Below are 23,803 nucleotides of genomic sequence, written 5' to 3'. Positions count from 1 at the left end.
TGGAAACTTGCCTGGATGCTGCGATGCGTTCAGGGCCGCGCCGCTTGCGCCGCCACATAGGCGCGCCAGCCGCCGTAGGCCGTCACGTCCAGGGCGCCTTGCAGCGCATGGCCTTCGCAGATGAAGCCGTGCGCCCAGCGGCCGTCGGCCAGCTCGACACTGCCCAGGCCCAAGGGCTGCGGCACCAGCGCCAGAAAGCTGCCGACTGCGGCCAGCGGCACTTGCCAGACCTCGACCGCGATGGCGGCGCCACCTTCAGCCACGCGCTGCAGCCCGGGCTTGGGCGGCACGGTGCCGGGCAGCGCATGCAGGCGGTAATGCGCGGCGGTGTGCGTGGCCTCGGCCAGGCGCGCGCCGCGCTCGGTCAGTTGGTGGTTGAGCGGCAGGCCCGACAGGTGCGCGCCCACCACTACCAGCGGCAGGTGCGTGGCGGCCGTGGGCTGCAGGCCGGCAATGGCGACCGGTGCCGGCAGCGGCTTGCCGGTGGCGCCCTGCGGCAGGCCGGTGGCGTGATGAAAGCGCTGCCCCAGCTCGGCCAGTTGCCAGTCGCTGCCGGCCAGGCCCACCAGCGTGATGCCAAAGGGCAGGCCATCGGGCCGCAGGCTGGCCGGCACCGACAGCGCGGCGTAGTCCAGCAGGTTGACGAAGTTGGTGTAGTGGCCCAGCACGCGGTTGCGCGCCAGCGGGTCAGCCTGCATGGCGCTGATGCTGCAGTGCGTGGGCGCGGTCGGCAGGCACAGCAGGTCGATCTGCTGCCACATCGGCGCGGCCTGCGCGGCCAGGGCCTGCAGGCGGTGCTGGGCGTCGAACACATCGGCCGCGCCATAGCCCTTGCCGGCGGCCAGGATGGAGCGCACCGGCTCGATCACCGCCTCGGGCTGCGCATCGAAGAAGCCGCGCACCGCGGCATAGCGCTCGGCCACCAGCGCGCTGTCATAGAGCAGGCTGGCAGCGGCCGCGAGCGGCGTGTAGTCGATCGCCACCGGCGTGCCGCCCAGCGCCTGCAACTGCGCGCAGGCCTGGGCAAAGGCGGCCTCGGCCTGTGCGTCGCCAGCAAACTCCAGCACGGCTGGCACGCCAAAGCGGAAGGCCGCGGGAAAGGGCTCGGCCGCCATGGCCAGCCTGCGCGCATAGGGGTCGCGCGGATCAGGCGCCATGGCGGCCTCCAGCACGCGCACCGCAGTGGCCACGGTGCGCGCCAGCACCGACACGCAATCCACGCTCTGCGCCGCCGGCAGCACGCCGCCAGCGCTGATCAGACCCTTGGAGGGCTTGAGCCCCACGATGTTGTTGAGCCCGGCCGGCACGCGGCCCGAGCCTGCCGTGTCGGTGCCCAGCGCGAAGTCGACCTGCCCGCTGGCCACCACATAGGCCGAGCCCGAGCTGGAGCCGCCCGACACATAGCGCGCATCGATGGCATTGGGCACGGCGCCATAGGGCGAGCGCGTGCCGTTCAGGCCGCAGGCGAACTGGTCGAGGTTGGTCTTGCCCAGCAGCGTGGCGCCGGCGTCCAGCAGGCGCTGCACCACGGTGGCGTGCGCCGTGGGCGTGTAGGCGAACTCCGGGCAGGCGGCGGTGGTGGGCACGCCGGCCACGTCGATGTTGTCCTTGGCCGCAAAGCGCAGGCCAGCCAGCGCGCCGCCGGCAGCGCCAGGCAAAGGCTGGTCGAAGCGGCGAATCCAGGCGGATTCGGGCCGCCCGACCACCAGCGGAGCCGCTGGAACCACAGACGAAACGGTCTTGGGAGGGGAGTCTTTTGTTTGCACCACGTCAAGGCATCCAATCATGTACACAAGATGAGATGCAAGCCGTGTGCCAACACCACGGCGCTCCACCGGGGCGGTGGCGCGAGGCGTTCAAGCTATCGTTTCAATAGCTGAATGGCCAGGAATAACGGGCGATTCAGGCGGCTTCAGCCTGAATGCCAGGGCAAGCGCCACAGCGCGCACTCCCTGCGCCGGGCGCCCCAGCACAGTGCGGCAACCGGTGCCTTGCGGCCATTGCGAAATCGTGGAGATGCTATTTAATAGATAGCTAATACCCCAGAATCCACCTTGGTTTCAGGCACTTTTCTCTTGAAAAAACCGATTGCCCGGCCGTGGCAGCCCCAGGTTTTCGCGCAGGGTGCGGCCTTCGTATTCACGGCGGTAGATGCCGCGGCGCTGCAGCTCGGGCACGACCTTGTCGACAAAGGCGTCGAGCCCGGCGGGCAGGAAGGGAAACATGATGTTGAAGCCGTCCGAGCCCTCGGACAGCAGCCACTCCTCCATCTGGTCAGCGATGGTTTGCGCGGTGCCGACAAAGGCCAGCCCGCCGTAGCCGCCCAGGCGCTGGGCCAGTTGGCGCACGGTGAAGTTCTCGCGCCGCGCCAGGGCAATCACCCGCTCGCGGCCGCTCTTGCTCTGGTTGGTGTCGGGGATGTCCTCGGGCAGCGGGCGGTCGGGGTCGAAGCGCGTGGCGTCGCTGCCCAGCGAGATCGAGAGCGAGGCGATGGCGCTTTCGTAATGCACCAGGCCGTCGAGCCGGGCGCGGATGGCGTGCGCTTCTTCCACCGTGTCGCCCACCACGACGAAGGCGCCGGGCAGGATCTTCAAATGCTCCGGGTCGCGGCCGATGGCGCGCATGCGGCCCTTGACGTCGGCGTAGAAGCGCTGCCCCTCGGCCAGCGTGCCGTGCGCGGCAAACACCAGCTCGGCCGTCTCGGCCGCCAACTGGCGCCCGGGCTCGGAGGCGCCGGCCTGCACGATCACCGGCCAGCCCTGCACCGGCCGCGCAATGTGCAGCGGGCCACGCACCGACAGCTCCGGCCCCTTGTGGTTGAGCACATGCAGCTTGGCCGGGTCGAAGAAGCGGCCGCTGGCGGCGTCGCGCTCGAAGGCGTCGTCGGCCCAGCTGTCCCACAGGCCGGTGACCACCTCATAGAACTCGCGGGCGCGGGCATAGCGGTCGGCGTGCGCCGGCTGGTCTTCGCGGCCGAAGTTGCGCGCGGCGTCGGGGTTGCTGGTGGTGACGATGTTCCAGCCCGCGCGCCCTTCAGACAAATGGTCCAGCGAGGCAAAGCGCCGCGCGATGTGAAAGGGCTCGTCATAGGTAGTGGATGCCGTGGCCACCAGCCCCAGGTGCGTGGTGTGCTGCGACAGCGCCGACAGCAGCGTGAAAGGCTCGAAGGAGCTGACGGTGTGGCTGCGCTGCAGCGCCTCCATCGGCATATTGAGCACGGCCAGGTGGTCGGCCATGAAGAAGGCGTCGAAGCGCCCCTCTTCCAGCCGCTGTGCCAGGTACTTGATGCGCGTCAGGTTGAAGTTGGCGTCGCGCCACGCCCCCGGATAGCGCCAGGCGCCGGTGTGGATGCTGACGGGGCGCATGAAAGCACCAAGCTTGAGCTGGCGAGACGGCATGGGCAGGGTCCTGGAGTGAAGCTGGCACCGTAACGAGTCCGCCGCAACTGTGTAGGCGGCGCCGCCCTTGGCCCTGCGGCGGGCAGGGCAGAATTCCGCCCATGCTCCACTACCGCACGATTCCCGTTACCGCCTTTCAGCAGAACTGCTCGCTCCTGTGGGACGACGCCAGCATGGAGGGCGTGCTGATCGACCCCGGCGGCGACGTCGACCGGCTGCTGGCCGAGGCCGCGCACCAGGGCGTGACGCTGCGCCAGATCTGGCTCACGCACGCCCACATCGACCATGCCGGCGGCGTGGCCGAGCTGGTGGCGCGCGCCGGCCTGCCGGTGATCGGGCCGCACCCGGAGGACCAATTCCTGATCGACGGCCTGGCCGCGCAGGCCGCGGCCTTTGGCTTTCCGCCAGCCGGCGCCTTTGTGCCCGAGCGCTGGCTGCACGACGGCGACACGGTGACGCTGGGCGCGCACAGCTTTGCGGTGCGCCACTGCCCGGGCCACACGCCGGGGCACGTGGTGTTCCACAACGCGGAGATGAACCGCGCCTTTGTCGGCGATGTGCTGTTTGCCGGGTCGGTCGGCCGCACCGACTTCCCGCGCAGCGATCCGCAGGCGCTGATAGCCAGCATCGTCGGCAAGCTCTGGCCCATGGGCGACCAGACGGTGTTCATCCCGGGCCACGGGCCGGAGAGCAGCTTTGGCCGGGAGCGGCGCAGCAATCCTTACGTAGGCGGGACCTGAGACGGAGCGCGGCCAATAATAGGCAGCAACCTGGATACCCATGTCCGACAGTCCGAACACCGCCGCGCCCTCTTCCCCCACCGCACCGCACCGCTCCTGGCGCCAGGCGCTGCGCGTCTACCGCGAGCCGGCCAGCCTGCGCATGCTGGCGCTGGGTTTCTCCGCCGGCCTGCCCTTGCTGCTGGTGCTGGGCACGCTCAGTTTCTGGCTGCGCGAGGCCGGCGTTGACCGCACCACCATCGGCTACCTGAGCTGGGTTGGCCTGGCCTATGCCTTCAAGTGGGTCTGGGCGCCGCTGGTGGACCGGCTGCCGATACCGCTACTGACGCGCGCGCTGGGCCGGCGCCGCAGCTGGCTGCTGCTGGCGCAAGGCCTGGTCGTGGCCGGCCTGATCGGCATGGCGCTGCACGACCCGCGCGATGCGTTGCTGCCGGTGGTCTGGTGCGCGCTGGCGGTGGCCTTTGGCTCGGCCACGCAAGATGTGGCGCTGGACGCGTTCCGCATCGAATCGGCCGACGCCGACCGGCAGGCAGCGCTGGCCGCCACCTACCAGACCGGCTACCGCCTGGCCATGATCTGGGCTGGCGCCGGCGCGCTGTGGATTGCCGCGCGGGCCGAGGTCGCGGGCCTTGCCGGCTACCAGCCCGGCGCCTGGCGCGCGGCCTACTTTGCGATGGCGCTGTCGATGGCGGTGGGCATCGTCACCGTGCTGTGCTCGCCCGAGCCCGCGCCGCGCGCGCTGTCCAAGCCCCGCAATGCGGCCGAATGGCTGCGCGGCGCGCTGATCGAGCCCTTTGCCGACTTCATCCGCCGCTACCGCTGGCAGGCCGCGCTGATCCTGGCGCTGATCGCCATCTACCGCATCAGCGACGTGGTGATGGGCATCATGGCCAACCCCTTCTACGTGGACATGGGCTTCAGCAAGGATGAAGTGGCTGCGGTGTCCAAGATCTATGGTGTGGCCATGACGCTGGTGGGCGCCTTTCTGGGCGGCGTGCTGGCCATGCGCGTGGGCGTGATGCGGGTGCTGATGCTGGGTGCCGTGCTGTCGGCGCTGTCGAACCTGCTGTTTGCCTGGCTGGGCACGCGCGGCCATGACCTGACCGGGCTGATCGCCGTGGTGGCGGCCGACAACCTGGCCAGCGGCATTGCCTCGGCCGCCTTCATTGCCTATTTGTCGAGCCTGACCAACATCAACTACTCGGCCACGCAGTACGCGCTGTTCAGCTCGCTGATGCTGCTGCTGCCCAAATGGCTGGCGGGCTTCTCGGGCGCCTATGTCGACAGCTACGGCTACAGCTCCTTCTTCATCATGACCGCGCTGCTGGGGCTGCCGGTGCTGCTGCTGGTGGCGCTGGCCTCGCTCCCGAGTTTTTTACCCAAAAAGGCCTGAAGCCGGCGTAGAACCTGAGCCTATTGCTATATTTTTAGAAGCGCACACAGATCGTGCGCGACAGCCGTTTACCCAACTTTACGGACGCTACAACGCAAAGCGCGAGCATCGGCGCAAGGATGGAACCATGACCACGCAGCTTCTCATGATCGAAGACGACACCCGCCTGGCGCAGATGGTGGGTGAATACCTGACGCAATCGGGCTTCAGCGTTGCCCACGCCGGCGACGGCCTGGGCGGCCTGGAGCGCCTGCAGGGCGAAGGCAGCAGCAGCGGCGCCCCCGACCTGGTGATCCTGGACCTGATGCTGCCCGACATCGATGGGCTGGAAGTGTGCCGCCGCATCCGCGCGCTGCCGGGCTCGGCGGCGCAGGTGCCGGTGCTGATGCTCACCGCCAAGGGCGACCCGATGGACCGCATCATCGGCCTGGAGCTGGGCGCAGACGACTACCTGCCCAAGCCCTTCGAGCCGCGCGAGCTGCTGGCGCGCATACGCGCCATCCTGCGCCGCCGGGTCGAAGGCGCCACGCCCTCGACCCGCACCATGCGCTTTGGCTCGCTGGAGATCGACCGCGATGCGCGCTCGGTCACCATCGGCAGCCAGCCGGCCGACCTCACCTCCTACCAGTTCGACCTGCTGATCGCGCTGGCCGAACGCGCCGGCCGCGTGCTCACACGCGACCAGATCATGGAGGCCGTGCGCGGCCGCGAGCTGGAAGCCTTTGACCGCTCCATCGACGTGCACATGGGCCGCATCCGCGCCGCGATCGAGGTCGACGCCAAGAACCCGAAACGCATCCTGACCGTGCGCGGCGTCGGTTACGTCTTCGCCAAGCAACAAGACTAATGGCCGCCACGCTATCCGGCACGACCGCGCCGCCGCGCCATATGCGCACCGTCGCCCGCCTTGGCCAGCGGCTGTATGTGCGCATCTGGCTGGCGGTGGTGCTGGCCGTGGCGGTGCTGACGCTGCTGGTGGGCTGGGCCTGGCAGATGGCGTCCGACCCGCCGCCGCGCGAGCTGATCGTGCGCAGCGTGGACGGCAGCGTGGTGGGCAACGGCATCCTGCGGCGGCGCCCGCCGCCGGGCGAGCAGCTCATCCCCGAGCCCGGCCAGAGCCCGTTCCCGCCCAACCTGCATCCGCCGCCGCCGGCGCGCACCGGGCCTGAATTTGTCGTCACCATGAGCGACGGGCGCCTGCTGACCATGCACCTGCAGCGCCCGCCGCCGGGCTTCTGGAGCCGGCCGCCGTTTGGCTTCTTCTGGACGCTGGGCCTGGTCGCCGTGGCCGTGGCGCTGGCCACCTACCCGATCATCCGCAAGCTCACGCGCCGGCTCGAGCGCCTGCAGCAAGGCGTGGAGCAATGGGGCCGTGGCGACCTCACCGCGCGCGTGCCGGTGCAGGGCAGCGACGAGGTCGCCTTCCTGGCGCGGCGCTTCAACCACTCGGCCGAGCGCATCGAGACCCTGGTCGACTCGCACAAATCGCTGCTGGCCAATGCCTCGCACGAGCTGCGCTCGCCGCTCACGCGCATCCGCATGGGCCTGGAGCTGATGGGCGCCACGCCTTCGGCCGCGTTCAAGGAAGAGATCGCGCGCAACATCGCCGAGCTGGACCAGCTGATAGACGAGATCCTGCTCGCCAGCCGCCTGGACGCCCAAGAGGCCGACATCGGCACGCTGGAGACCATGGACCTGACCGGCCTGGCCGCCGAGGAATGCGCCCGCGTCGACGCCGAGCTGGAAGTGCCCGACGACGCGCGCAGCGGTGTTGCCGTGCGCGGTGTCTCCAGGCTGTTGCGCCGCGCCGTGCGCAACCTGCTGGAGAACGCGCGCCGCTACAGCCATGGCGACATCCTGCTGCTGGTGCGCCGCGACGGCGACCGCGCCGTGCTGAGCGTCTGTGACCGTGGCCCGGGCGTGCCGCCCGAGCAGCGCGAACGCATCTTCGAGCCCTTCTACCGCCTGCCCGGCGCCAGCGAGCGCGAAGGCGGCGTGGGCCTGGGCCTGGCGCTGGTGCGCTCCATCGCGCTGCGGCACGGCGGCAGCGTGCGCTGCGAAGGCCGGCCAGACGGCGAGAGCGGCGCCTGCTTCATCCTGGAGCTGCCCGCGACGGCGGATTAGGCGCTTTTCGTCCAGGGCCAGAAGCGGTACATGACGCCGTACACCAAGGCCCCCAGCAACAGGGCGCCCGCCGCCACTGACAAGCCCCAGGCAAAGCCCTGCCCCGCCGTGGCGCTGCGATGCAGCAGCAGCGCCACCATCGGCGGCCCGGCGATCTGGCCGATGCCATAGGTGGCGGTCATCAACCCCGCAAAACTATCCCCCGCCGCCGGCCAGATGCGGCGCGCCTCCTGCAGCGCATAGAAGGTGAGCGCGGTAAACGGCAAGCCCAGCAGCAGGCTGCCCAGCGCAAAGCCGACGCGGTTGGGCCACAGCAGGCTCAGGCCAATGGCGCAGGCCTGCAAGGCATAGGCCGCCACCAGCAGCAGGCGCCGGTCCCAGCCGGCGGGCGTGCGCGTGGACAGCGCCGCGCCCAGCGCCACACCCGCGCCAAACAAGGGCCAGAACAGGTCCGGCCAGACCGAGCCGGCCGGCAGCGCGGCGCGCGCAATCACCGGCAGGAAGGTGGCGGTAACAATGTAGCCCAGCCCGGCCAGCCCGTAGGCCAACGTGAGCAGCGCGCGCTCGGTGCGCGGGTAAGCGTGTGGCGCTGCGGCGCTGTCTGCGTGTTTCGCGGCGCTGCCCGGCAGCCCGGCCGCGCCTTGCAACACCGGCCAGGCCGCCGTGCACAAGCCCGCGGCCAGCACGCCCAGCACCGCCCAGCCGGCTGCGGCCGACCAGTGCGCGGCCACCATGGCGCTGGCCAGCAAGCCGCTCAGCACAATGCCCAGGCCCGGCCCGCAGAAGATCAACCCGCCCATGGCCGGCCGGCCCAGCGCCACCAGCCGCACCATGCACCAGCCCGAGATATTGAGGAACACCATGGCGCTGGCCACGCCCGCGGCAAAGCGCAGCAGCGGCCAGGCGCCGGGCAGCGGCAGCGCCATGCCCAGCGTGAGCAGCACCGTCGCCACCAGCCCCGCCCGTGCCAGCACCGCTGCGCCCGGCACGCCACTCCGGTGCCGGGCCAGCCAGGGCAGCGCCATGCAGGCCAGCGCGCCCACCAGGTAGCCGATGTAGTTGGCGGTGGCCAGCCAACTGCCGCCGGCCAGCGTCACCACGCCGTCGTGCAACATCATCGGCAGCAGCGGCGTGAAGGCGAAGCGGCCAATGCCCATGGCCGTGGCCAGGGACGCCATGCCGGCCAGGGCTACGGCATAGGGACGGTCACGAAGGGCAGGAAGCGCGGAAGAAGCAGTGGCGGGCATGGCGGTTGCCACCCCGGCGGGGGCGGCTTATCATCTGTTTTCAGGATTCTATTTTTAAAATCCATCTTTTATAAAGATATATCGTGGACTTTGTTGCCCTCGAGATTTTCCGTACCGTGGCCGCAGAAGGCAGCGTGACACGCGCGGCCGAGCGGCTGCAGCGCGCCCAGTCCAACGTCACCACCCGCGTGCAGCAGCTGGAAGACGAGCTGGGCGCCACCTTGTTCCTGCGCGAAGGCCGGCGCATGGCGCTGACGCCGGCCGGCCAGTCGCTGCTGGACTACGCCGGCCGCCTGCTGGCCCTGGCCGAGGAAGCGCGCCAGGCGGTGCACCCCGGCCAGCCCGGTGGCCGCTTGCGCCTGGGCGCCATGGAAAGCACCGCCGCCAGCCGGCTGCCGGGGCCGCTGGCGCAGTTGCACAGCCGCTGGCCCGAGGTGGTGCTGGAGCTATCCACCGCGCCATCACGTCAATTGGTAGAGAGTGTTCGCTCACATTCACTGGATTGCGCCCTGCTCGCCTGGCCGCCGCCGGGCATCGCCGAGGACGCGGCCGATTTGGAGCTCACGCCCTTCTTCAGCGAAGCGCTGCTGCTGGCGCTGCCGGCCCAGCACCCGGAAATCAGCAGCCCGCAAGACCTGCAGCTCGACACCCTGGCCGCCTTTGCGCCGGGCTGCACCTACCGCCGCATAGGCGAGGCCTGGATGACGCGCGACGGCAACCCGCCGCGCATCCTGGAGCTGGCCTCGTACCACGCGATCCTGGCCTGCGTGGCGGCCGGCCGCTGCGCCGGCGTGGTGCCGCGCTCGCTGCTGGACCTGATGCGCGAGCCGCCGGCGCTGCGCCTGGTGCCGCTGCAAAGCTGCGACACGGTGCTGGTGCAGCGGCGCGGCTACCAGTCGGCCGCGCTCGATGCGCTGCGCGAACTATTGATCCCTGCATGAGGCCCGACATGACCACCTCCCTGCTTGACTCCCTGCACCTGCGCCTGCCCATCATCCAGGGCCCGATGACCGGCTCTGACACGCCTGCGCTGGCCGCCGCCGTCTCTGCTGCGGGCGGGCTGGGCACGCTGGGCTGCGGCATGCGCTCGCCCCAGGCCATGGCCGAGGCGGTGGCCGAAGTCCGGCGCCGCACCGACCGCCCCTTTGGCCTGAACCTGTTCGTGCAAGACACGCCCGCGCCCGACGCCGCCACGGTCAGCACCGCCATGGCACGGCTGGCGCCGTTCTATGCCCGCTTCAATCTGACGCCCAGCGTGCCCGCGCAGTGGTGCGAAGACTTCGGCGCGCAGTTCGAGGCGCTGCTGGCGGCGCGCCCGGCCGTTGCCAGCTTCACCTTCGGCATCCTGGGCGCCGCTGCGGTCGAGCGCCTGCACGCCGCCGGCTGCTACGTGATCGGCACCGCCACCACGGTGGCCGAGGCCCTGGCCTGGCAGGCGGTGGGCGCGGACGCGGTCTGCGCCTCGGGCGCCGAGGCCGGCGGCCATCGCGGCACTTTCCTGGGGGACTTTGCATCGTCCATGGTCAGCACCCTGGCGCTGGTGCCGGCCTGCGTGGATGCGCTGCAAATCCCGGTGATCGCCGCCGGCGCCATCATGGACGGGCGCGGCATTGCCGCAGCCCAGGCGCTGGGCGCACAGGCGGTGCAGATGGGCACGGCCTTTCTGGCCAGCGACGAAGCCGGCATTGGCGCGGCCTACCGGCAGGCGCTGCGCACCGCGACCGGCACCGACACGCGCACCACCCGCGTCTTCTCGGGCCGGCCAGCGCGCGGCATCGTCAACGCCATGATGGAAGCACTCGCCGCCGACGAAGCCGCCGTGCCGGCCTACCCGGTGCAGAACGCGCTGACCGGGGCCCTGCGGCGTGCCGCCGCTGCGGCCGGGGATGCGGATTACCTGTCGCTCTGGGCCGGCCAGGGCGTGGGCCAGTTGCGGCCCATGGCGGCGGCGGCGCTGGTGGATGTGCTCGAAGCGGAGTGGCGCGCGGCGCGGGCCAGCTTAACCTGAACAGTGCGCACACCAACTAGAACTGAAGGCCGCGGAGCAGGCCAAGCCAGGACATCCGCGGAACCGGCTTTGCCGGGCCGCTGGATGTGCCCCCTTTAGGGGGTTGGCGAAGACGCGAAGCGCGAAGCCTGGGGGGTGCTTCAGTTACGCCAGGCCAGTTCGCGCGCCTGGCCCTGGATGACGGGTTGCGTGGCATTGAGCTTCTCGCCGGCCAGCACGCGCTCGTAGACCCGCAGGTAGTCGCGCGCCATGCGCTCGGCGCCGAAGTGCTCCAGCACATGGGCGTTGCAGCGGCGCGGGTCGAAGCGGTTGTTGCGCACGGCCTCGGCCAGCGCCTCGGCGTTGTCGGCCAGCACGCCGCAGTCGGCCGGCACCAGCTCGGGCAGCGCGCCGTAGGGCGTGGCAAACACCGGGGCGCCAAAGTACAGGCTCTCGATGATGGCCAGGCCAAAGGGCTCGTGCCAACGCACCGGGAACACCATGCCGCGCGAGCCATTCAGCAGCCCGGCCTTCTGCTCGCCGCCGACCATGCCGTGGAAGCGGATGCGGCGCGACAAGGTATAGCGGAAACCACGGCGGAAATTGAGCCGCTCGCCGCCCAGCACATCCAGCAGCACGCCGGCCTTCTTGGCCACGGTGATCGCGCCCTGCACGTTCTTCACGCGCCAGGCCGCCTTGCCCAGGAAGTGGTAGTACTCGCGCGGCCGATCAAAGTCGACCGGGCCGTAGGCCGACCAGTCCAGCCCGTTGTGCACGAACTGCGTGGAGCCATAGCGCGCCGCGTGGTCGCGCGACAAAAACACGGTGTTGAGCGGCAGCGGCCGCGCCTTACGCGCATTGCCGTGCTCGGTCACCAGGTAGGGCCGACCCAGCGCGTCTTCGGACTCGAACTTGGGGTGGAACTGAAAGTGCACGATGTCCACGTCGGTCGGCACCTGCTCGGCCCAAGGCCGCTCGGTATCGATGGGCAGCACATGGGTGGCGAAATCGCAGTGCGAGCCGGCCGGCACCAGGTAGCTGACCTTGTGCCCCATGCCCACCAGCATGCGGCCCAGGTCCCAGATGACGCGCTCGGTGCCGCCATAGGCAAACACCGGGATCGGCGAGTTATTGACCAGCAGGACGTGCATGGGCATGTGCTCCGTTGCGAGGGACCACCGCCCCGGTGCCGCGCAGGCAGCCGTAGATCAGCAGGTTGAAGAAGATGTAGCAGAGGTTGCCGCTGTTGTGGGCCATGAAGACCTGCGTCAGGCCAAAGCCGATGCAGGCGACCGGCACCAGCACGCCCAGCAGGCGCAGCGCCAGCACTGAGGCGCGCTCCTCGGGATCGGTGTGCGCATCCAGGCGCCGCCGTGTCGGCCAGAACAGCCACAGCGGCACGCCGTAGAAGAACAGCAGCGCGGCCACGCCGGGCAGGCCGCGCTTGGCGAAGATGTCCAGCACCTCGTTGTGCGCGTGGCTGAAGCCCAGCACGCTTGGGTTGGCCAGGCCCGCGGCCACGCGGCGCGCCTTCTCCAGCTCGTAGCCGTGCTGGGTCCAGCCGGTCAGGGGCCGGTCCCAGCCCATCTGCCAGGCCAGCTTCCAGTGGTAGAGCCGCTGGCCAACCGAGGTGACGGAGTCGTCGCCAGCCTCGTACTGCACGATTTCGCTGCGCGCCTTCTCCAGGCGCTGGTCGATCAGGTGCGGCTGGGTGATGAACAGCGCCGTCAGGCCCACGATCACCACCAGCACCATCTGCAGGAAGTTGCGGCGCGGCAGCCATTGGCAGCACAGCAGGGCCATCACCGGCAGCACCACCAGCAGCGCCAGCCAGCCGCCGCGCGACTGCGACAGCACCGACCCCAGCGGGCCCAGCAGCGCGCCACAGGCCGCCAGCAGCAGCTCCCAGGGCCGCCGCAGGGACGGCGGGCGCACGGCCACCAGCGCCAGGGACATCAGGCCCAGCAGCAGGCTCAGGTCGCCATACTGGATGGCGTTGGTGTAGCCGGTGGAGCGCGGCAGGTGCAGGCCGTAGCACTGGTACAGCGCCACCAGCCCGCTGCCAATGGCCCCGACCACGATGCCCCACCACAGCGCGCGGGTGCGCGGCGCGTAGGCATGCAGAAAGAACAGGCAGGGCAGCGCCAGCAGGTACTTCACCGGGCGGTCGAAGCCACCCCAGTCGCTGCGGCCCGAGCGCGCGTCCAGCAGCCAGAACAGCCCCATGACGACGATGGACAGCGCCAGCCAGCCAGCGCCGCCCAGCGGCCGCAGGCTGCGCGACCAGCGGCCCGCAAAAACCAGCGCCCCCAGCAGCAGCACCACCACGCCATAGGAATAGCCCGAGGGCAGCCACAGCGCCACGCCGGGAACAAGAAAGGCCGCCGCGGACGCGACCCGCAGCCCGTACTGGTCGGACCTCATCGCCCGACCCGCCCGGAAAGATCGTCGCGGTCGTAGTGCAGTGCCGCGTAGCGGAAGAAGCTCTCCAGCGCCACGAACAGGCAGTACAGGAATCCGGCGCCGCCGCACAGAAAGCCCAGCCGCAGCACATACAGCCGCACGAACATGCTGATGCCCGACGCCAAGCCGCGCAGCACGCCGCCGCGCTTGCCCAGCGCGGCGCGCTTGGCCGCGCCCAGCATGGCGTACTGGGTGAGCTTGTCGAGGCTGGCGCGCACCGTCTCGCGCGAGTGGTGCAACAGCGGCGCGCGCACCAAGTGGCGCGGCACCGGCTCGCCCAGCAGTTGCGCCTCTTCATGGACCACGCCGGTGAATTCGCGCAGCATGTCGCGCCGGAACAGGCGCTCGATCTGCGACTTGGCGCGGTACCAGGTCAGCGGGCGGCCAAAGGCCACCATGCGCCAGCGGATCTTCCAGACCGCGCGCTCGTTGCGCTGCACGATGGCCTGCAGCTCATCGCGCAAGGCCGGCGTCATCTGCTCGTCGGCATCCAGAAAGAACACATAGTCGCCCGTGCAATGCGCCAGCAGCCGATTGCGCTGCACCGCAAAGCCCTGCCAGTCGGGATAGGAGAAGACCCGCGCGCCAGCGGCTTCGGCGGCGGCCACGGTGCCGTCGGTGCTGCCGCTGTCGACCACCACCAGTTCATGGGCGATGGCGGCGGCGCTCTCCAGGCAGGCGCGGATACGGTGGGCTTCGTTGTGGGTCAGGACCGCGACCGAGAGCGTAGGCGCTGCCGGGCGGTGTATGCCGCCTGCGCGGTCATCCTGCATCGGCAAAGCAGCTCAGTGGCCGGCGCGCACGGTCTCGCCGGCCTTCAGGCGGTAGACCGTGCCGCAATAGGGGCACTTGGCCTCGCCGCTGTGCGCCACGTCCAGGTAGACCTTGGGGTGGTTGTTCCAGAGCTTCATGTCGGCCTTGGGGCTGGGGCAGAACACGCCGCCCTGGGCGTTGAGGTCGCTGGCGAGCAGTTCGACCACGACGATCGGCCGGCGCACGGCGCTGGCAAGAGTGGAGGAGGCAGTCATGCGGATCAGACCTTGGTGAGCCAGTGGGCGTATTGGGGATTGCGGCCGTTGACGATGTCGAAGAAGGCGCTCTGCACCTTCTCCGTGACCGGGCCGCGGCTGCCGATGCCGATCTCGATGCGGTCGAGCTCGCGGATCGGCGTGACTTCAGCGGCGGTGCCGGTGAAGAAGGCCTCGTCGGCGATATACACCTCGTCACGGGTGATGCGCTTTTGCACCACTTCTATGCCCAGGTCCTTGGCGATATGCAGGATGGTGTTGCGGGTGATGCCGTTCAGGGCGCCGGCCGACAGGTCGGGCGTGTAGATCACGCCGTTCTTCACCACGAACACGTTCTCGCCCGCGCCTTCGGAGACAAAGCCGGAGGCATCGAGCAGCAATGCTTCGTCGTAGCCGTCTTCCGTGGCTTCCATGTTGGCGAGGATGGAGTTGGTGTAGTTGCTGACCGCCTTGGCCTGCGTCATGGTGATGTTGACGTGGTGGCGCGTGTAACTGGAAGTCTTCACGCGGATGCCGCGCTTCAGGCCGTCCTCGCCCAGGTAGGCGCCCCAGGACCAGGCCGCCACCATGGTGTGGATGGTGTTGCCCTTGGGCGAGACGCCCAGCTTTTCAGAGCCAATGAAGACCAGCGGGCGGATATAGCCCGACTTCAGGCCGTTTTCGCGGATCACGGTCTTCTGCGCCTCGTTCACCTCGTCCTGGCTGAAGGGCAGCTTCATGCGCAGGATCTTGGCGCTGTTGAACAGGCGCTCGGTGTGCTCCTGCAGGCGGAAGATGGCCGGGCCGTTGACCGTGTCATAGGCGCGCACGCCTTCGAAAACGCCGCAGCCGTAGTGCAGGGTGTGGCTCAGGACGTGGATCTTGGCATCGCGCCAGTCGACGAGCTGGCCGTCCATCCAGATCTTGCCGTCACGGTCGGAAAGGGCGGTCGCGGGGGGGACGAGGCTCATGCAGGGTGTCCTTGGGAGAAGGTCGGGTTTGGCGGAAAGCCGGCGATTTTAAGCCCCCGCCGCCGGCGTAACGTCCGCTGACACCGGTGGGCGGGTGAGCTGCCAGCGCGTCAGCCGGCCGTCCTGAAAGGTGCAATCCACGAAAGAGGCGCCGCCATCGGTCCAGCGAAACACCTCGGGCTGGGTGTCGACCGGGCTTTGCTGCGCGCCCAGCGACTTGGTCATGGCCACCACGTGCAGCAGGGTGAGCTTGGGCTTGAGCTTGGCGTTGAGCATCACGGCGCTGCCGACATAGCCGACCGGCCGGTCTGACGCCCGCTTGAGCACGGTCATCATCCGCGTGAAATGCAGCAGCAGCCACATCAGGATGCCGCCGCCCACGACGGCCACGCCGCGCCAGCCATAGCTGCTGAAGGCCGCCGCCAGCAGCACCAGGCAGCCGACGGGAATAAGCACTTTGGAAAAGTTGTTCATCCCGCCATTTTCGCAGCGCCGCGCGCGCCCTCCGCCACCGCGCCAATGGCGGGGGCGGCCATCGCCCTTTGGCAGCCCGCGAGGCAGGCCCGGCCCGGACAATCGGCACACCATGCCGTCCCCCGCAATCCCCGCCGCCGCAGAGGCGGATTTCCCCTACTGGCAGCGCAACCTCTACGTCTGCCTGTTCGGCTCCTTCACCACCGGCGTGGCCATGACCCTGCTGCTGCCCTTTCTGCCGCTGTACCTGGAGCAGTTGGGCGTGCAGGGCCATGCGGCGCTGGCGCAGTGGTCGGGCATTGCCTTTGGCGCCACCTTTCTTACCGCCGCGCTCACCGCCCCGCTCTGGGGCCGCCTGGCCGACCGCTACGGCCGCAAGCTGATGCTGATACGCGCCAGCCTGGGCATGGCCGTGACCATGGCGCTGATCGGCGTGGTGGAGAACGCCTGGCAACTGGTGGGGCTGCGGCTGCTGGCCGGGCTGCTGGGCGGCTACAGCTCGGGCTCGATGGTGCTGGTGGCCACGCAGACACCCAAGGCGCGCTCGGGCTGGGCGCTGGGCACGCTGTCCTCGGGCTTCATGGCCGGCAGCCTGTTGGGCCCGCTGGTGGGCGGCGGGCTGCCGCCACTGATCGGCATCCGCGCCACCTTCTTCCTGGCTGGCGGGGCGATCTTCATTGCCTTCCTGGCCACCTGCTTCCTGATACGGGAAGACCGGCCCCTGCGCCCGCCCACAGCGGCAAGCCACAAGCGCAGGGGACTCTGGGCACAGATCCCCGACCGCCGGCCGGTGCTGGCCATGCTGCTGACCGGCCTGCTACTGACGCTGGCGCATATGTCGGTGGAGCCGATCATCACCGTCTATGTGGCGCAGTTGCTGCCGGCCGGCGGGCAGGTGACCTGGTTCTCGGGCCTGGCGATGTCGGCGGCGGCGCTGGGCAGCATCCTGGCCGCGCCGCGCCTGGGCCGGCTGGCCGACCGCATCGGCCACCACAAGGTGATCGTCGCTTGCCTGCTGGCCGCCGCCGCGCTGCTGCTGCCGCAGGCCTTCGTGACCAATGCCTGGCAACTGGTGGGCCTGCGCCTTCTGATGGGCATGGCGCTGGCCGGCCTGCTGCCCTGCATCGCCAGCGTGATCCGGCAAAGCGTGCCGGCCGCCGTGGCCGGTGGCGTGCTGGGTTACTCCACCTCGTCGCAGTACGCGGGGCAGGTGGTGGGGCCGCTGCTGGGCGGCTTTGTCGGCGGGCAGATCGGCATGCGCGCCGTGTTCCTGGCCACCAGCGTGCTGATGGTGGCCGGGGCGCTGGTGGCGGCGCGCGCCGCGCGGCTAGCGCGCAGCTAGCGCCGGTGCAGGCGCGCCGCCAATCCAGCGGTAGATGCCGGCACCGATCACGCCGCCGACGATGGGCGCCAGCCAGAACAGCCACAGCTGCTGCAGCGCCCAGCTGCCCGCATACACCGCCACGCCCATGCTGCGCGCGGGGTTGACCGAGGTGTTGGTGACCGGGATGCTGATCAGGTGGATCAGCGTCAGCGCCAGCCCGATGGCGATGGGCGCAAAGCCCTCCGGCGCACGCGGGTCGGTGGCGCCCATGACCACGATCAGGAAGAACGCCGTCATGACCACCTCGCACAAGGCCGCCGCGGCCAGCGAATAGCCGCCGGGCGAATGCTCGCCATAGCCATTGGAGGCAAAGCCCGCCGTCACGTCAAAGCCGGCCTTGCCGCTGGCGATCAGGTAAAGCACGCCGCCCGCGACGATGCCGCCCAGCACCTGCGCCACGATGTAGGGCAGCAGCCGGTTGGCGGGAAAGCGCCCGCCGGCCCAGAGCCCTATGGAGATCGCCGGGTTGAGATGGCAGCCCGAGATATGCCCGATGGCAAAGGCCATGGTGAGCACCGTGAGGCCGAAGGCCAGCGCCACCCCATGAAACCCGATGCCAAGACCGGGAAACGCCGCCGCCAGTACCGCGCTGCCGCAGCCGCCCAGTACCAGCCAGAAAGTGCCGATGAACTCGGCACCGCATTGCCTCATGTTGTTATTCATGGTCCACACTCCTCAACGCCCCTTCCGGGGCGGAATGGTAAGAACGTATTTGCGGTCTGTATGGGGTCGCGCAAGTGTCTTTGCGGGATGGGATGCAAGGCGCGGTGCGCCGCCAATAGCACCGCTATTGGCAAGCGCCGCAACGCCGCAGACCGCCCGCAAAGACACTTGCCCTTCGGGTTGGAGTGAAATCGGGCGATTGAGCGCCCCATCTGCTTGCATGGGCATGGGCCCATGCGGCGCAGACTGGGCCGCCCACTCATCCCGATTGCACTCCAACGCGATCCCCATACAGATCGCAAACACGTTCTAAGCGCCTCGCGCCGCCGCGCGCGGCAGGAAGCTGGACATTTTCGGCAGCGCCGCAGCGGTCGGCGTTTGCCCCCGATGCCAAGGCCTTTGCCGGGCCGGATCGGTGCAGAGCGGACTCTATTGCAAGCGCCGCACTACGTCCATTGCCTCCTCTACCCGCTCCACGGCGTGGATTTCCAGGCCTTCGATGGGCTTTTTGGGCGCATTGGCCTTGGGCACCACGGCCACGGAGAAGCCGAGCTTGGCCGCCTCCTTCAGGCGCTCTTGCCCGCGCGGCGCGGGCCGCACCTCGCCGGCCAGGCCGACTTCGCCAAAGGCCAGGAAGCCCTTGGGCAGCGGCTTGCCGCGCAGGCTGCTGGTGATGGCCAGCAGCACGGCCAGGTCGGCCGCCGGCTCGGTGATGCGCACGCCGCCGACAGCGTTGACGAACACGTCCTGGTCCATGCAGGAGATGCCCGCATGCCGGTGCAGCACCGCCAGCAGCATGGCCAGCCGGTCGCGGTCCAGGCCGACCGACAGGCGGCGCGGGCTGGGGCCGCCGCTGTCGACCAGGGCCTGGATCTCTACCAGCATGGGCCGCGTGCCTTCGAGCGTGACCAGCACGCAACTGCCGGGCACCGGCTCGGCATGCTGGCTGAGGAAGATGGCGCTGGGGTTGGTCACGCCCTTCAGGCCGCGCTCGGTCATGGCGAACACGCCGATCTCATTGACCGCGCCAAAGCGGTTCTTGATGGCGCGCACCAGGCGAAAGCTGCTGTGCGTATCGCCCTCGAAGTACAGCACCGTGTCGACCATGTGCTCGAGCACACGCGGGCCGGCCAGCGAGCCGTCCTTGGTGACGTGGCCGACCAAAATGATGGCGACGCCGCTGGCCTTGGCCGCGCGCGTGAGGTGCGCCGCGCATTCGCGCACCTGCGCCACCGAGCCGGGCGCCGAGGTGAGCTGGTCGGAATACACCGTCTGGATCGAATCGATCACCGCCACCGCCGGCCGCAATTGGTCGAGCGTGGCCAGGATCTTCTCCAGCTGGATCTCGGCCAGCACCTGTACCTGCGAATGGTCCAGCCCCAGGCGGCGCGAGCGCAGCGCCACCTGGGCGCCGCTTTCTTCGCCGGTGACATAGAGCGTGTCCAGCCCGGCCGGCTCGTTGGCAGAGGCCGCCGAAGGCCGGCGCGACAGCGCGTCCAGCGCCTGCAGCAGCAGGGTCGATTTGCCGATGCCGGGGTCACCGCCGATCAGCACCACGCCGCCTTCGACGATGCCGCCGCCCAGCACGCGGTCGAGCTCGTCCATGCCGGTGGGCGTGCGCTCGAAATCGCTGGCCTCGATGTCGGCCAGCATCGCCACCTCGGCGGTCTGCGCCAGTGCGGCAAAGGCCGGTGTGCCCAAGCGGTTTTTGCTGGCTGCGGGCGCGGCTTGCGCCACCGTCTCCACCAGCGTGTTCCAGGCGCCGCAGCTCGGGCACTTGCCCAGCCAGCGCGGGCTGGTGCCGCCGCATTCAGAGCAGACGTAGTTGGTTTTTTCCTTGGCCATGGGCGGGGACTATAGGCGCTCGGTTGTGGGCGGCGGCCCGGGGGCGGGTGAATTTCGCTATTAAAAATATAGCTTATTGCCCAGGTGTACCCTGCATTTCATGCGCTTAAGCATCTGAAACACATGATGCACCTGGGCAACCAGCTATTTATTCAATAGCGTTCATTTCTTCCGCTGCGCCGGCAAACCAGGCCTCCAGCAGCGCCTCGGTCTGCGCCGGTTGCTCGTACTGCAGCCAGTGGCCGGCGTCTGGCAGCAGTTGCCAGCGGCGTGAGGCGCGGCCTGCCACCAGGGCCGGGCCGGTTTCTTGTGGTGTGGCGGTGACGTCGTGCGCGCCCCAGGCCAGCAGCAGCGGCACGCCGTGGGCGTCGAGCGCGTCCAGCGCCGGGGCCAGCACGGCGCGGCCGGCGTAGCCCTTGCTGCGAAAGCGCGTCTGCAGGCAGGCCTGGCGGTGCAGCGCCAACGCCAGGGCGTCGATGCGCGTCACGTCGTGCAGCATTAGCGCGCCCAGGTTGTGGCGCAGGCAGCGGTCGCGCTCGGCCGCGTCGTCCAGGCCCTTCCAGTCGAGCATCTTCATGCGGTCGCGCCGCATCATGCCGTGGCCGCTGGTGCCCAGCAGCGCCACGCGGCGCACCGCGCCGCCCTGCTCCAGCCGGCGCGCCGCAGCATGCGCCACGGTCAAACCGCCGAAAGAAAAACCGGCCAGGTCCAGCGGCGTGCCGGCGCCCAGCAGGCCATCGAGCGCCATGGCCAGCGCCTGTGCCAGGCGCTCGAGCGAGGGCGCGCCCTCTAGCGCGGCCGAGTCGCCATAGCTCGGCATGTCGGGCAGCCACAGCGTGTGCTGGCGCGACAGCGCATCAAGGTTGCGCACCCAGTGCAGCCAACTGCCATGGCCGCCGTGCACCAGCACCAGCGGCGGGCCGTTGCCAATGCGGCGGAAGACGACTTCATGGCCGTCAACCACGATGCGGTGTTGTTCAAGTTGCGCGTCGATTGCCGCGATCAAGGCGCGGGCTTCGGCGTCGGTGCTGGGGAGTGTGGGCGGCAGCAGGGAGAGAGACATGCGCGGATTGTGCCGGCTCGCAGACAATGCACAGACGCCGTCTTCACTCTTGCAGGCCCCTATGTCCTTTCACGTCTGGATCACCTTCTTTGCCGCCGCCTGGGCCATCAGCCTGTCGCCCGGCGCCGCCGCCGTCGCGGCCATGGGCTGCGGCCTGCAGCATGGCGGCGTGCGCGGCAGCCTGCCGCTGATCGCCGGGCTGGTGCTGGGCCTGTCCACCCAGGTGCTGGTGGTGGGCATCGGGCTGGGCGCGCTGATCGCCGCCTCGGCCACCGCCTTCCACGTGGTGCAGTGGGCCGGCGTGGCCTACCTGTGCTGGCTGGGCGTGCAGCAGTGGCGCGCGCCGGCCCATGCGCTGGTGGCGCCGGCCGATGCCGACGCGCCCGATCTGGCGCCCGCCGCCCTGCGCCGCCAACTGCTGCTGCGCGGCTGGACGGTGAACGCGCTCAACCCCAAGGGCACGGTGTTTTTGCTGGCGGTGCTGCCGCAGTTTCTGGACCTGGGCGCGCCGCTGGCGCCGCAGTACCTGCTGGTCGGTGCCACGCTGGCGCTGACCGAGGGCAGCGTGATGGCCGGCTACGCCGCCCTGGCCGCGCGCGTGCTGCGCCGGCTGCGCACCGAGCGCCAGGTGCGCTGGGTGCAGCGCACTTTTGGCTCGCTGTTCATCGCGGCCGGCGCACTGCTGGCCAGCTTTAAGAGATAGGCCGCGACAAGGCTCAGACATGGCACTGAACCTGGTCTGGCTCGGCTTTTTTGTGGTGGCCTTTGCCACCGCCTGCGTGCGGCTGGCCATGGGCGATGTGGAAGTGTTCTCGCGCCTGCTGGCCGCGCTGTTCGAGGCGGCGCGCAGTGGCTTTGACATTGCGCTGGGCCTGACCGGCGTCATGGCGCTGTGGCTGGGCCTGCTGCGCGTGGGCGAGCGCGCCGGCATGGTCGACCTGCTGGCGCGCGCCGCCGCGCCGCTGCTGCGCCAGTTGTTCCCGGGCGTGCCGGCCGGGCACCCGGCACAGGGCGCCATGACCATGAATGTCTCGGCCAATCTGCTGGGCCTGGACAACGCCGCCACGCCGCTGGGCCTGAAGGCCATGGCCGAGCTGGAAACGCTCAACCCGCGCCCCGGTACCGCCACTGACGCGCAGATCCTGTTCCTGGTGCTCAACACCGCCGGCATCACGCTGATCCCCACGGCCGTCATCGCCGTGCGCCAGAGCATTGCGCTGCGCCAGGGCGTGGCCCACTTCAACGCGGCCGACATCCTGCTGCCGACGCTGCTGGCCACCTTTGCCTCCTGCATTGCCGGGCTGCTGGCGGTGGCCGTATGCCAGCGCCTGCCGCTGTACAAGCCGCGCTTCCTGCTGCCGCTGGCCGGCGTGCTGGCCATGCTGGCGGCCTTGCTGGCCGGCCTGGCGCAACTGCCGGCCGAGCAGGCGGCGCGCATCACCGGCCTGGCCGGCGCCTTCTGCATCCTGGCACTGGTCACGGCCTTTCTGGTGGCCGGCGCCTGGCGCCGCGTGCCGGTTTATGACACTTTCGTCGAAGGCGCCAAGGAAGGCTTTGGCGTGGCGGTGCAAATCATTCCCTACCTGGTCGGCATGCTGTGCGCCATCGCCCTGTTTCGCGCCGCCGGCTGCATGGACTGGCTGCTGGCCGGCGTCGGCCACGGCGTGGCGGCACTGGGCTGGGATACCGACTTTTTGCCGGCGCTGCCGGTGGGCCTGATGAAGATCCTGTCCGGCGCCGGCGCGCGCGGGCTGATGGTGGATGTGATGCAGACCTATGGCGTCGAATCCTTCCCGGCCAAGCTCGCGGCCATCATCCAGGGCTCGACCGAAACCACCTTCTACGTGCTGGCCGTGTACGGCGGCAGCGTGGGCCTGAAGAACATGCGCCACGCGCTGGGCTGCGCGCTGTTTGCCGATGCGGCCGGGCTGGCGGCGGCGATTGGCATTGCTTACGCGTTCTTCCGGTAAAACCATCCCTTACCTCCAATACAGAGACACTCCATGAAGCAACAGATCGGCATGGTCGGCATCGGCCTGATGGGCCACGGCATTGCCAGCAACATCGCCAAACACGGCTACCCGCTCACGGTGCTGGAGCACGCCGGCAACCAGCCGCTGGACGCGCTGAAAGCCGCCGGCGCGCGCACACAGGCCAGCGCCGCGGCGCTGGCGGCCGGCGCCGACGTGGTGATCCTCTGCGTTACCGGCACGCCCCAGGTCGAGGCGGTCTTGCTGGGCGAAGGCGGCGTGCTGCAAGGCCTGCGCCCAGGCACCGTGGTGATCGATTGCTCCACCGCCATCCCCTCCTCCACCGAGCGCGTGGCGCAGGCGGTGCTGCAGGCCGGTGGCCGCTTTCTTGACGCGCCCATGACCCGCACGCCCAAGGAGGCGGCCGAGGGCCGGCTGAATCTGCTGGTGGGCGGCGACGCGGCGCTGTTTGACGAATGCCGGCCGCTGCTGGCCTGCTTTGCCGAGAACATCACCCACGCCGGCCCGATTGGCGCCGGCCACCGCATGAAGCTGCTGCACAACTACGTGTCGCTGGGCTTTGTCGCGCTGCTGGCCGAGGCCGCCGCCTGCGCCGAGCGCGCCGGCGTGGCGCCCGAGGTGCTGGTCGACGTGCTGGCCAAGGGCGGCGGCGGCGGCATCGCGCTGGAGCGGCTCAAGCCCTACCTGCTGGCCAAAGACGCCTCCGGCCTGCGCTTTGCCATGGCCAATGCACAGAAAGACCTGGGCTACTACACCGCCATGGCCGGCGACAGCGGCGCCGCCCGCGCCATTGCCGAAGGCGTGCACCAGACCTATGCCCGCGCAGCGCGCGAGGGTGATCCGCAGGCGTTGGTGCCGGAGCTGGTGGCGCTGCTGGCCAAAGGCGGCGAGGCGCACTGAAACGCTTCATTATTGATAGCTTATTGCCCTTGCCTGGTATGGGCTTTGGCCTCTTTTCATCAACAAACCCAACATCCGTGGCAAGTGCGCAAAAAAGTTGGCAAAAAATGTGGCGTATTTGATTAAATCCCCATTTACATCAATAGCTTGCAC

The 23,803-nt window shown here is 69.5% G+C and carries 22 protein-coding genes; 10 read left to right on the top strand and 12 right to left on the bottom strand.

Annotation, left to right across the window (positions count from 1 at the left end):
• Positions 1–29 precede the first annotated feature (29 nt).
• Together atzF and AAFF27_02585 are read right to left on the bottom strand one after the other, a co-directional pair.
• Entirely contained in the window at positions 30–1,787 is a 1,758-nt protein-coding gene (gene atzF / locus AAFF27_02590) for an allophanate hydrolase (GenBank protein ID XAH24096.1), read from the bottom strand.
• Positions 1,788–2,060: 273 nt separating this feature from the next.
• Positions 2,061–3,398: an LLM class flavin-dependent oxidoreductase gene (locus AAFF27_02585; GenBank protein ID XAH24095.1), complete on the bottom strand. Its 1,338-nt coding sequence runs from the start codon at positions 3,396–3,398 to the stop codon at positions 2,061–2,063.
• Positions 3,399–3,499: 101 nt separating this feature from the next.
• On the opposite strand from AAFF27_02585, the gene AAFF27_02580 reads away from it, so the two are divergent.
• From AAFF27_02580 to AAFF27_02565, 4 genes are all read left to right on the top strand, one after another.
• On the top strand, positions 3,500–4,138 hold the full coding sequence (locus AAFF27_02580) for an MBL fold metallo-hydrolase (protein ID XAH24094.1): 639 nt from the start codon (positions 3,500–3,502) through the stop codon (positions 4,136–4,138).
• A 40-nt stretch (positions 4,139–4,178) separates the two neighbouring features.
• Positions 4,179–5,531, top strand: a complete 1,353-nt coding sequence (locus tag AAFF27_02575; protein XAH24093.1) for an AmpG family muropeptide MFS transporter — start codon at positions 4,179–4,181, stop codon at positions 5,529–5,531.
• 127 nt (positions 5,532–5,658) lie between these two features.
• Positions 5,659–6,378 carry a response regulator transcription factor gene (locus tag AAFF27_02570; protein XAH24092.1) on the top strand — a complete coding sequence of 240 codons (720 nt, stop codon included), beginning with the start codon at positions 5,659–5,661 and terminating at the stop codon, positions 6,376–6,378.
• 41 nt (positions 6,379–6,419) lie between these two features.
• A complete protein-coding gene (locus tag AAFF27_02565) occupies positions 6,420–7,655 on the top strand; it encodes an ATP-binding protein (GenBank protein ID XAH26368.1) in 1,236 nt (411 codons plus the stop codon).
• On the opposite strand, the gene AAFF27_02560 is transcribed toward AAFF27_02565, so the two are convergent.
• A complete protein-coding gene (locus AAFF27_02560; GenBank protein XAH24091.1) occupies positions 7,652–8,902 on the bottom strand; it encodes a YbfB/YjiJ family MFS transporter in 1,251 nt (416 codons plus the stop codon). The two genes, AAFF27_02565 and AAFF27_02560, sit on opposite strands and share 4 nt — an antisense overlap.
• Before the next feature lie 83 nt (positions 8,903–8,985).
• Between AAFF27_02560 and AAFF27_02555 the strand changes: the two genes are divergently transcribed.
• Both AAFF27_02555 and AAFF27_02550 read left to right on the top strand, forming a co-directional pair.
• On the top strand, positions 8,986–9,843 hold the full coding sequence (locus AAFF27_02555) for a LysR family transcriptional regulator (protein XAH24090.1): 858 nt from the start codon (positions 8,986–8,988) through the stop codon (positions 9,841–9,843).
• 8 nt (positions 9,844–9,851) lie between these two features.
• Positions 9,852–10,910: a nitronate monooxygenase gene (locus tag AAFF27_02550; protein XAH24089.1), complete on the top strand. Its 1,059-nt coding sequence runs from the start codon at positions 9,852–9,854 to the stop codon at positions 10,908–10,910.
• 140 nt (positions 10,911–11,050) lie between these two features.
• On the opposite strand, the gene AAFF27_02545 is transcribed toward AAFF27_02550, so the two are convergent.
• Genes AAFF27_02545 through AAFF27_02520 form a run of 6 tightly spaced genes read right to left on the bottom strand, consistent with a single transcriptional unit; the run spans position 11,051 to position 15,804 of the window.
• Positions 11,051–12,040, bottom strand: coding sequence for a glycosyltransferase (locus AAFF27_02545; protein ID XAH24088.1), 990 nt, complete (start codon positions 12,038–12,040; stop codon positions 11,051–11,053).
• Positions 12,018–13,313 carry an O-antigen ligase family protein gene (locus AAFF27_02540; protein ID XAH24087.1) on the bottom strand — a complete coding sequence of 432 codons (1,296 nt, stop codon included), beginning with the start codon at positions 13,311–13,313 and terminating at the stop codon, positions 12,018–12,020. The genes AAFF27_02545 and AAFF27_02540 overlap by 23 nt, the downstream gene beginning before the upstream one ends.
• Positions 13,310–14,125: a glycosyltransferase family 2 protein gene (locus AAFF27_02535; protein ID XAH24086.1), complete on the bottom strand. Its 816-nt coding sequence runs from the start codon at positions 14,123–14,125 to the stop codon at positions 13,310–13,312. Before AAFF27_02535 ends, AAFF27_02540 begins: the two co-directional genes overlap by 4 nt.
• A gap of 12 nt (positions 14,126–14,137) precedes the next feature.
• Positions 14,138–14,380, bottom strand: coding sequence for a zinc-finger domain-containing protein (locus AAFF27_02530; protein ID XAH24085.1), 243 nt, complete (start codon positions 14,378–14,380; stop codon positions 14,138–14,140).
• A gap of 5 nt (positions 14,381–14,385) precedes the next feature.
• Entirely contained in the window at positions 14,386–15,330 is a 945-nt protein-coding gene (locus tag AAFF27_02525) for a branched-chain amino acid transaminase (GenBank protein ID XAH24084.1), read from the bottom strand.
• A gap of 48 nt (positions 15,331–15,378) precedes the next feature.
• Positions 15,379–15,804: a glycerate kinase gene (locus AAFF27_02520; protein ID XAH24083.1), complete on the bottom strand. Its 426-nt coding sequence runs from the start codon at positions 15,802–15,804 to the stop codon at positions 15,379–15,381.
• A gap of 112 nt (positions 15,805–15,916) precedes the next feature.
• On the opposite strand from AAFF27_02520, the gene AAFF27_02515 reads away from it, so the two are divergent.
• Positions 15,917–17,146, top strand: coding sequence for an MFS transporter (locus AAFF27_02515; protein XAH24082.1), 1,230 nt, complete (start codon positions 15,917–15,919; stop codon positions 17,144–17,146).
• Here AAFF27_02515 and aqpZ read toward each other — a convergent pair.
• The 3 genes from aqpZ to AAFF27_02500 form a co-directional block, all read right to left on the bottom strand.
• Positions 17,132–17,839 carry an aquaporin Z gene (gene aqpZ, locus AAFF27_02510; GenBank protein XAH26367.1) on the bottom strand — a complete coding sequence of 236 codons (708 nt, stop codon included), beginning with the start codon at positions 17,837–17,839 and terminating at the stop codon, positions 17,132–17,134. The two genes, AAFF27_02515 and aqpZ, sit on opposite strands and share 15 nt — an antisense overlap.
• A 441-nt stretch (positions 17,840–18,280) precedes the next feature.
• A complete protein-coding gene (gene radA / locus AAFF27_02505; GenBank protein XAH24081.1) occupies positions 18,281–19,696 on the bottom strand; it encodes a DNA repair protein RadA in 1,416 nt (471 codons plus the stop codon).
• 148 nt (positions 19,697–19,844) lie between these two features.
• Positions 19,845–20,759: an alpha/beta fold hydrolase gene (locus tag AAFF27_02500; GenBank protein ID XAH24080.1), complete on the bottom strand. Its 915-nt coding sequence runs from the start codon at positions 20,757–20,759 to the stop codon at positions 19,845–19,847.
• Between the two features lie 61 nt (positions 20,760–20,820).
• Here AAFF27_02500 and AAFF27_02495 point away from each other — a divergent pair, with 61 nt between their 5' ends.
• From AAFF27_02495 to AAFF27_02485, 3 genes are read left to right on the top strand one after another with little or no spacing between them, the layout of a single operon-like run.
• On the top strand, positions 20,821–21,462 hold the full coding sequence (locus AAFF27_02495; protein XAH24079.1) for a LysE family transporter: 642 nt from the start codon (positions 20,821–20,823) through the stop codon (positions 21,460–21,462).
• Between the two features lie 19 nt (positions 21,463–21,481).
• Positions 21,482–22,729, top strand: coding sequence for a nucleoside recognition domain-containing protein (locus AAFF27_02490; GenBank protein ID XAH24078.1), 1,248 nt, complete (start codon positions 21,482–21,484; stop codon positions 22,727–22,729).
• A 33-nt stretch (positions 22,730–22,762) separates the two neighbouring features.
• The gene (locus tag AAFF27_02485; GenBank protein ID XAH24077.1) at positions 22,763–23,650 is read left to right on the top strand and encodes an NAD(P)-dependent oxidoreductase; all 888 of its coding nucleotides are present in this window, start codon (positions 22,763–22,765) and stop codon (positions 23,648–23,650) included.
• The last annotated feature ends 153 nt before the right edge of the window (positions 23,651–23,803 follow it).

It is taken from the genome of Xylophilus sp. GW821-FHT01B05 (assembly GCA_038961845.1).
Classification (GTDB): Bacteria; Pseudomonadota; Gammaproteobacteria; order Burkholderiales; family Burkholderiaceae_C; genus Xylophilus.
This window is presented reverse-complemented; position numbering and strand designations above follow the sequence as displayed.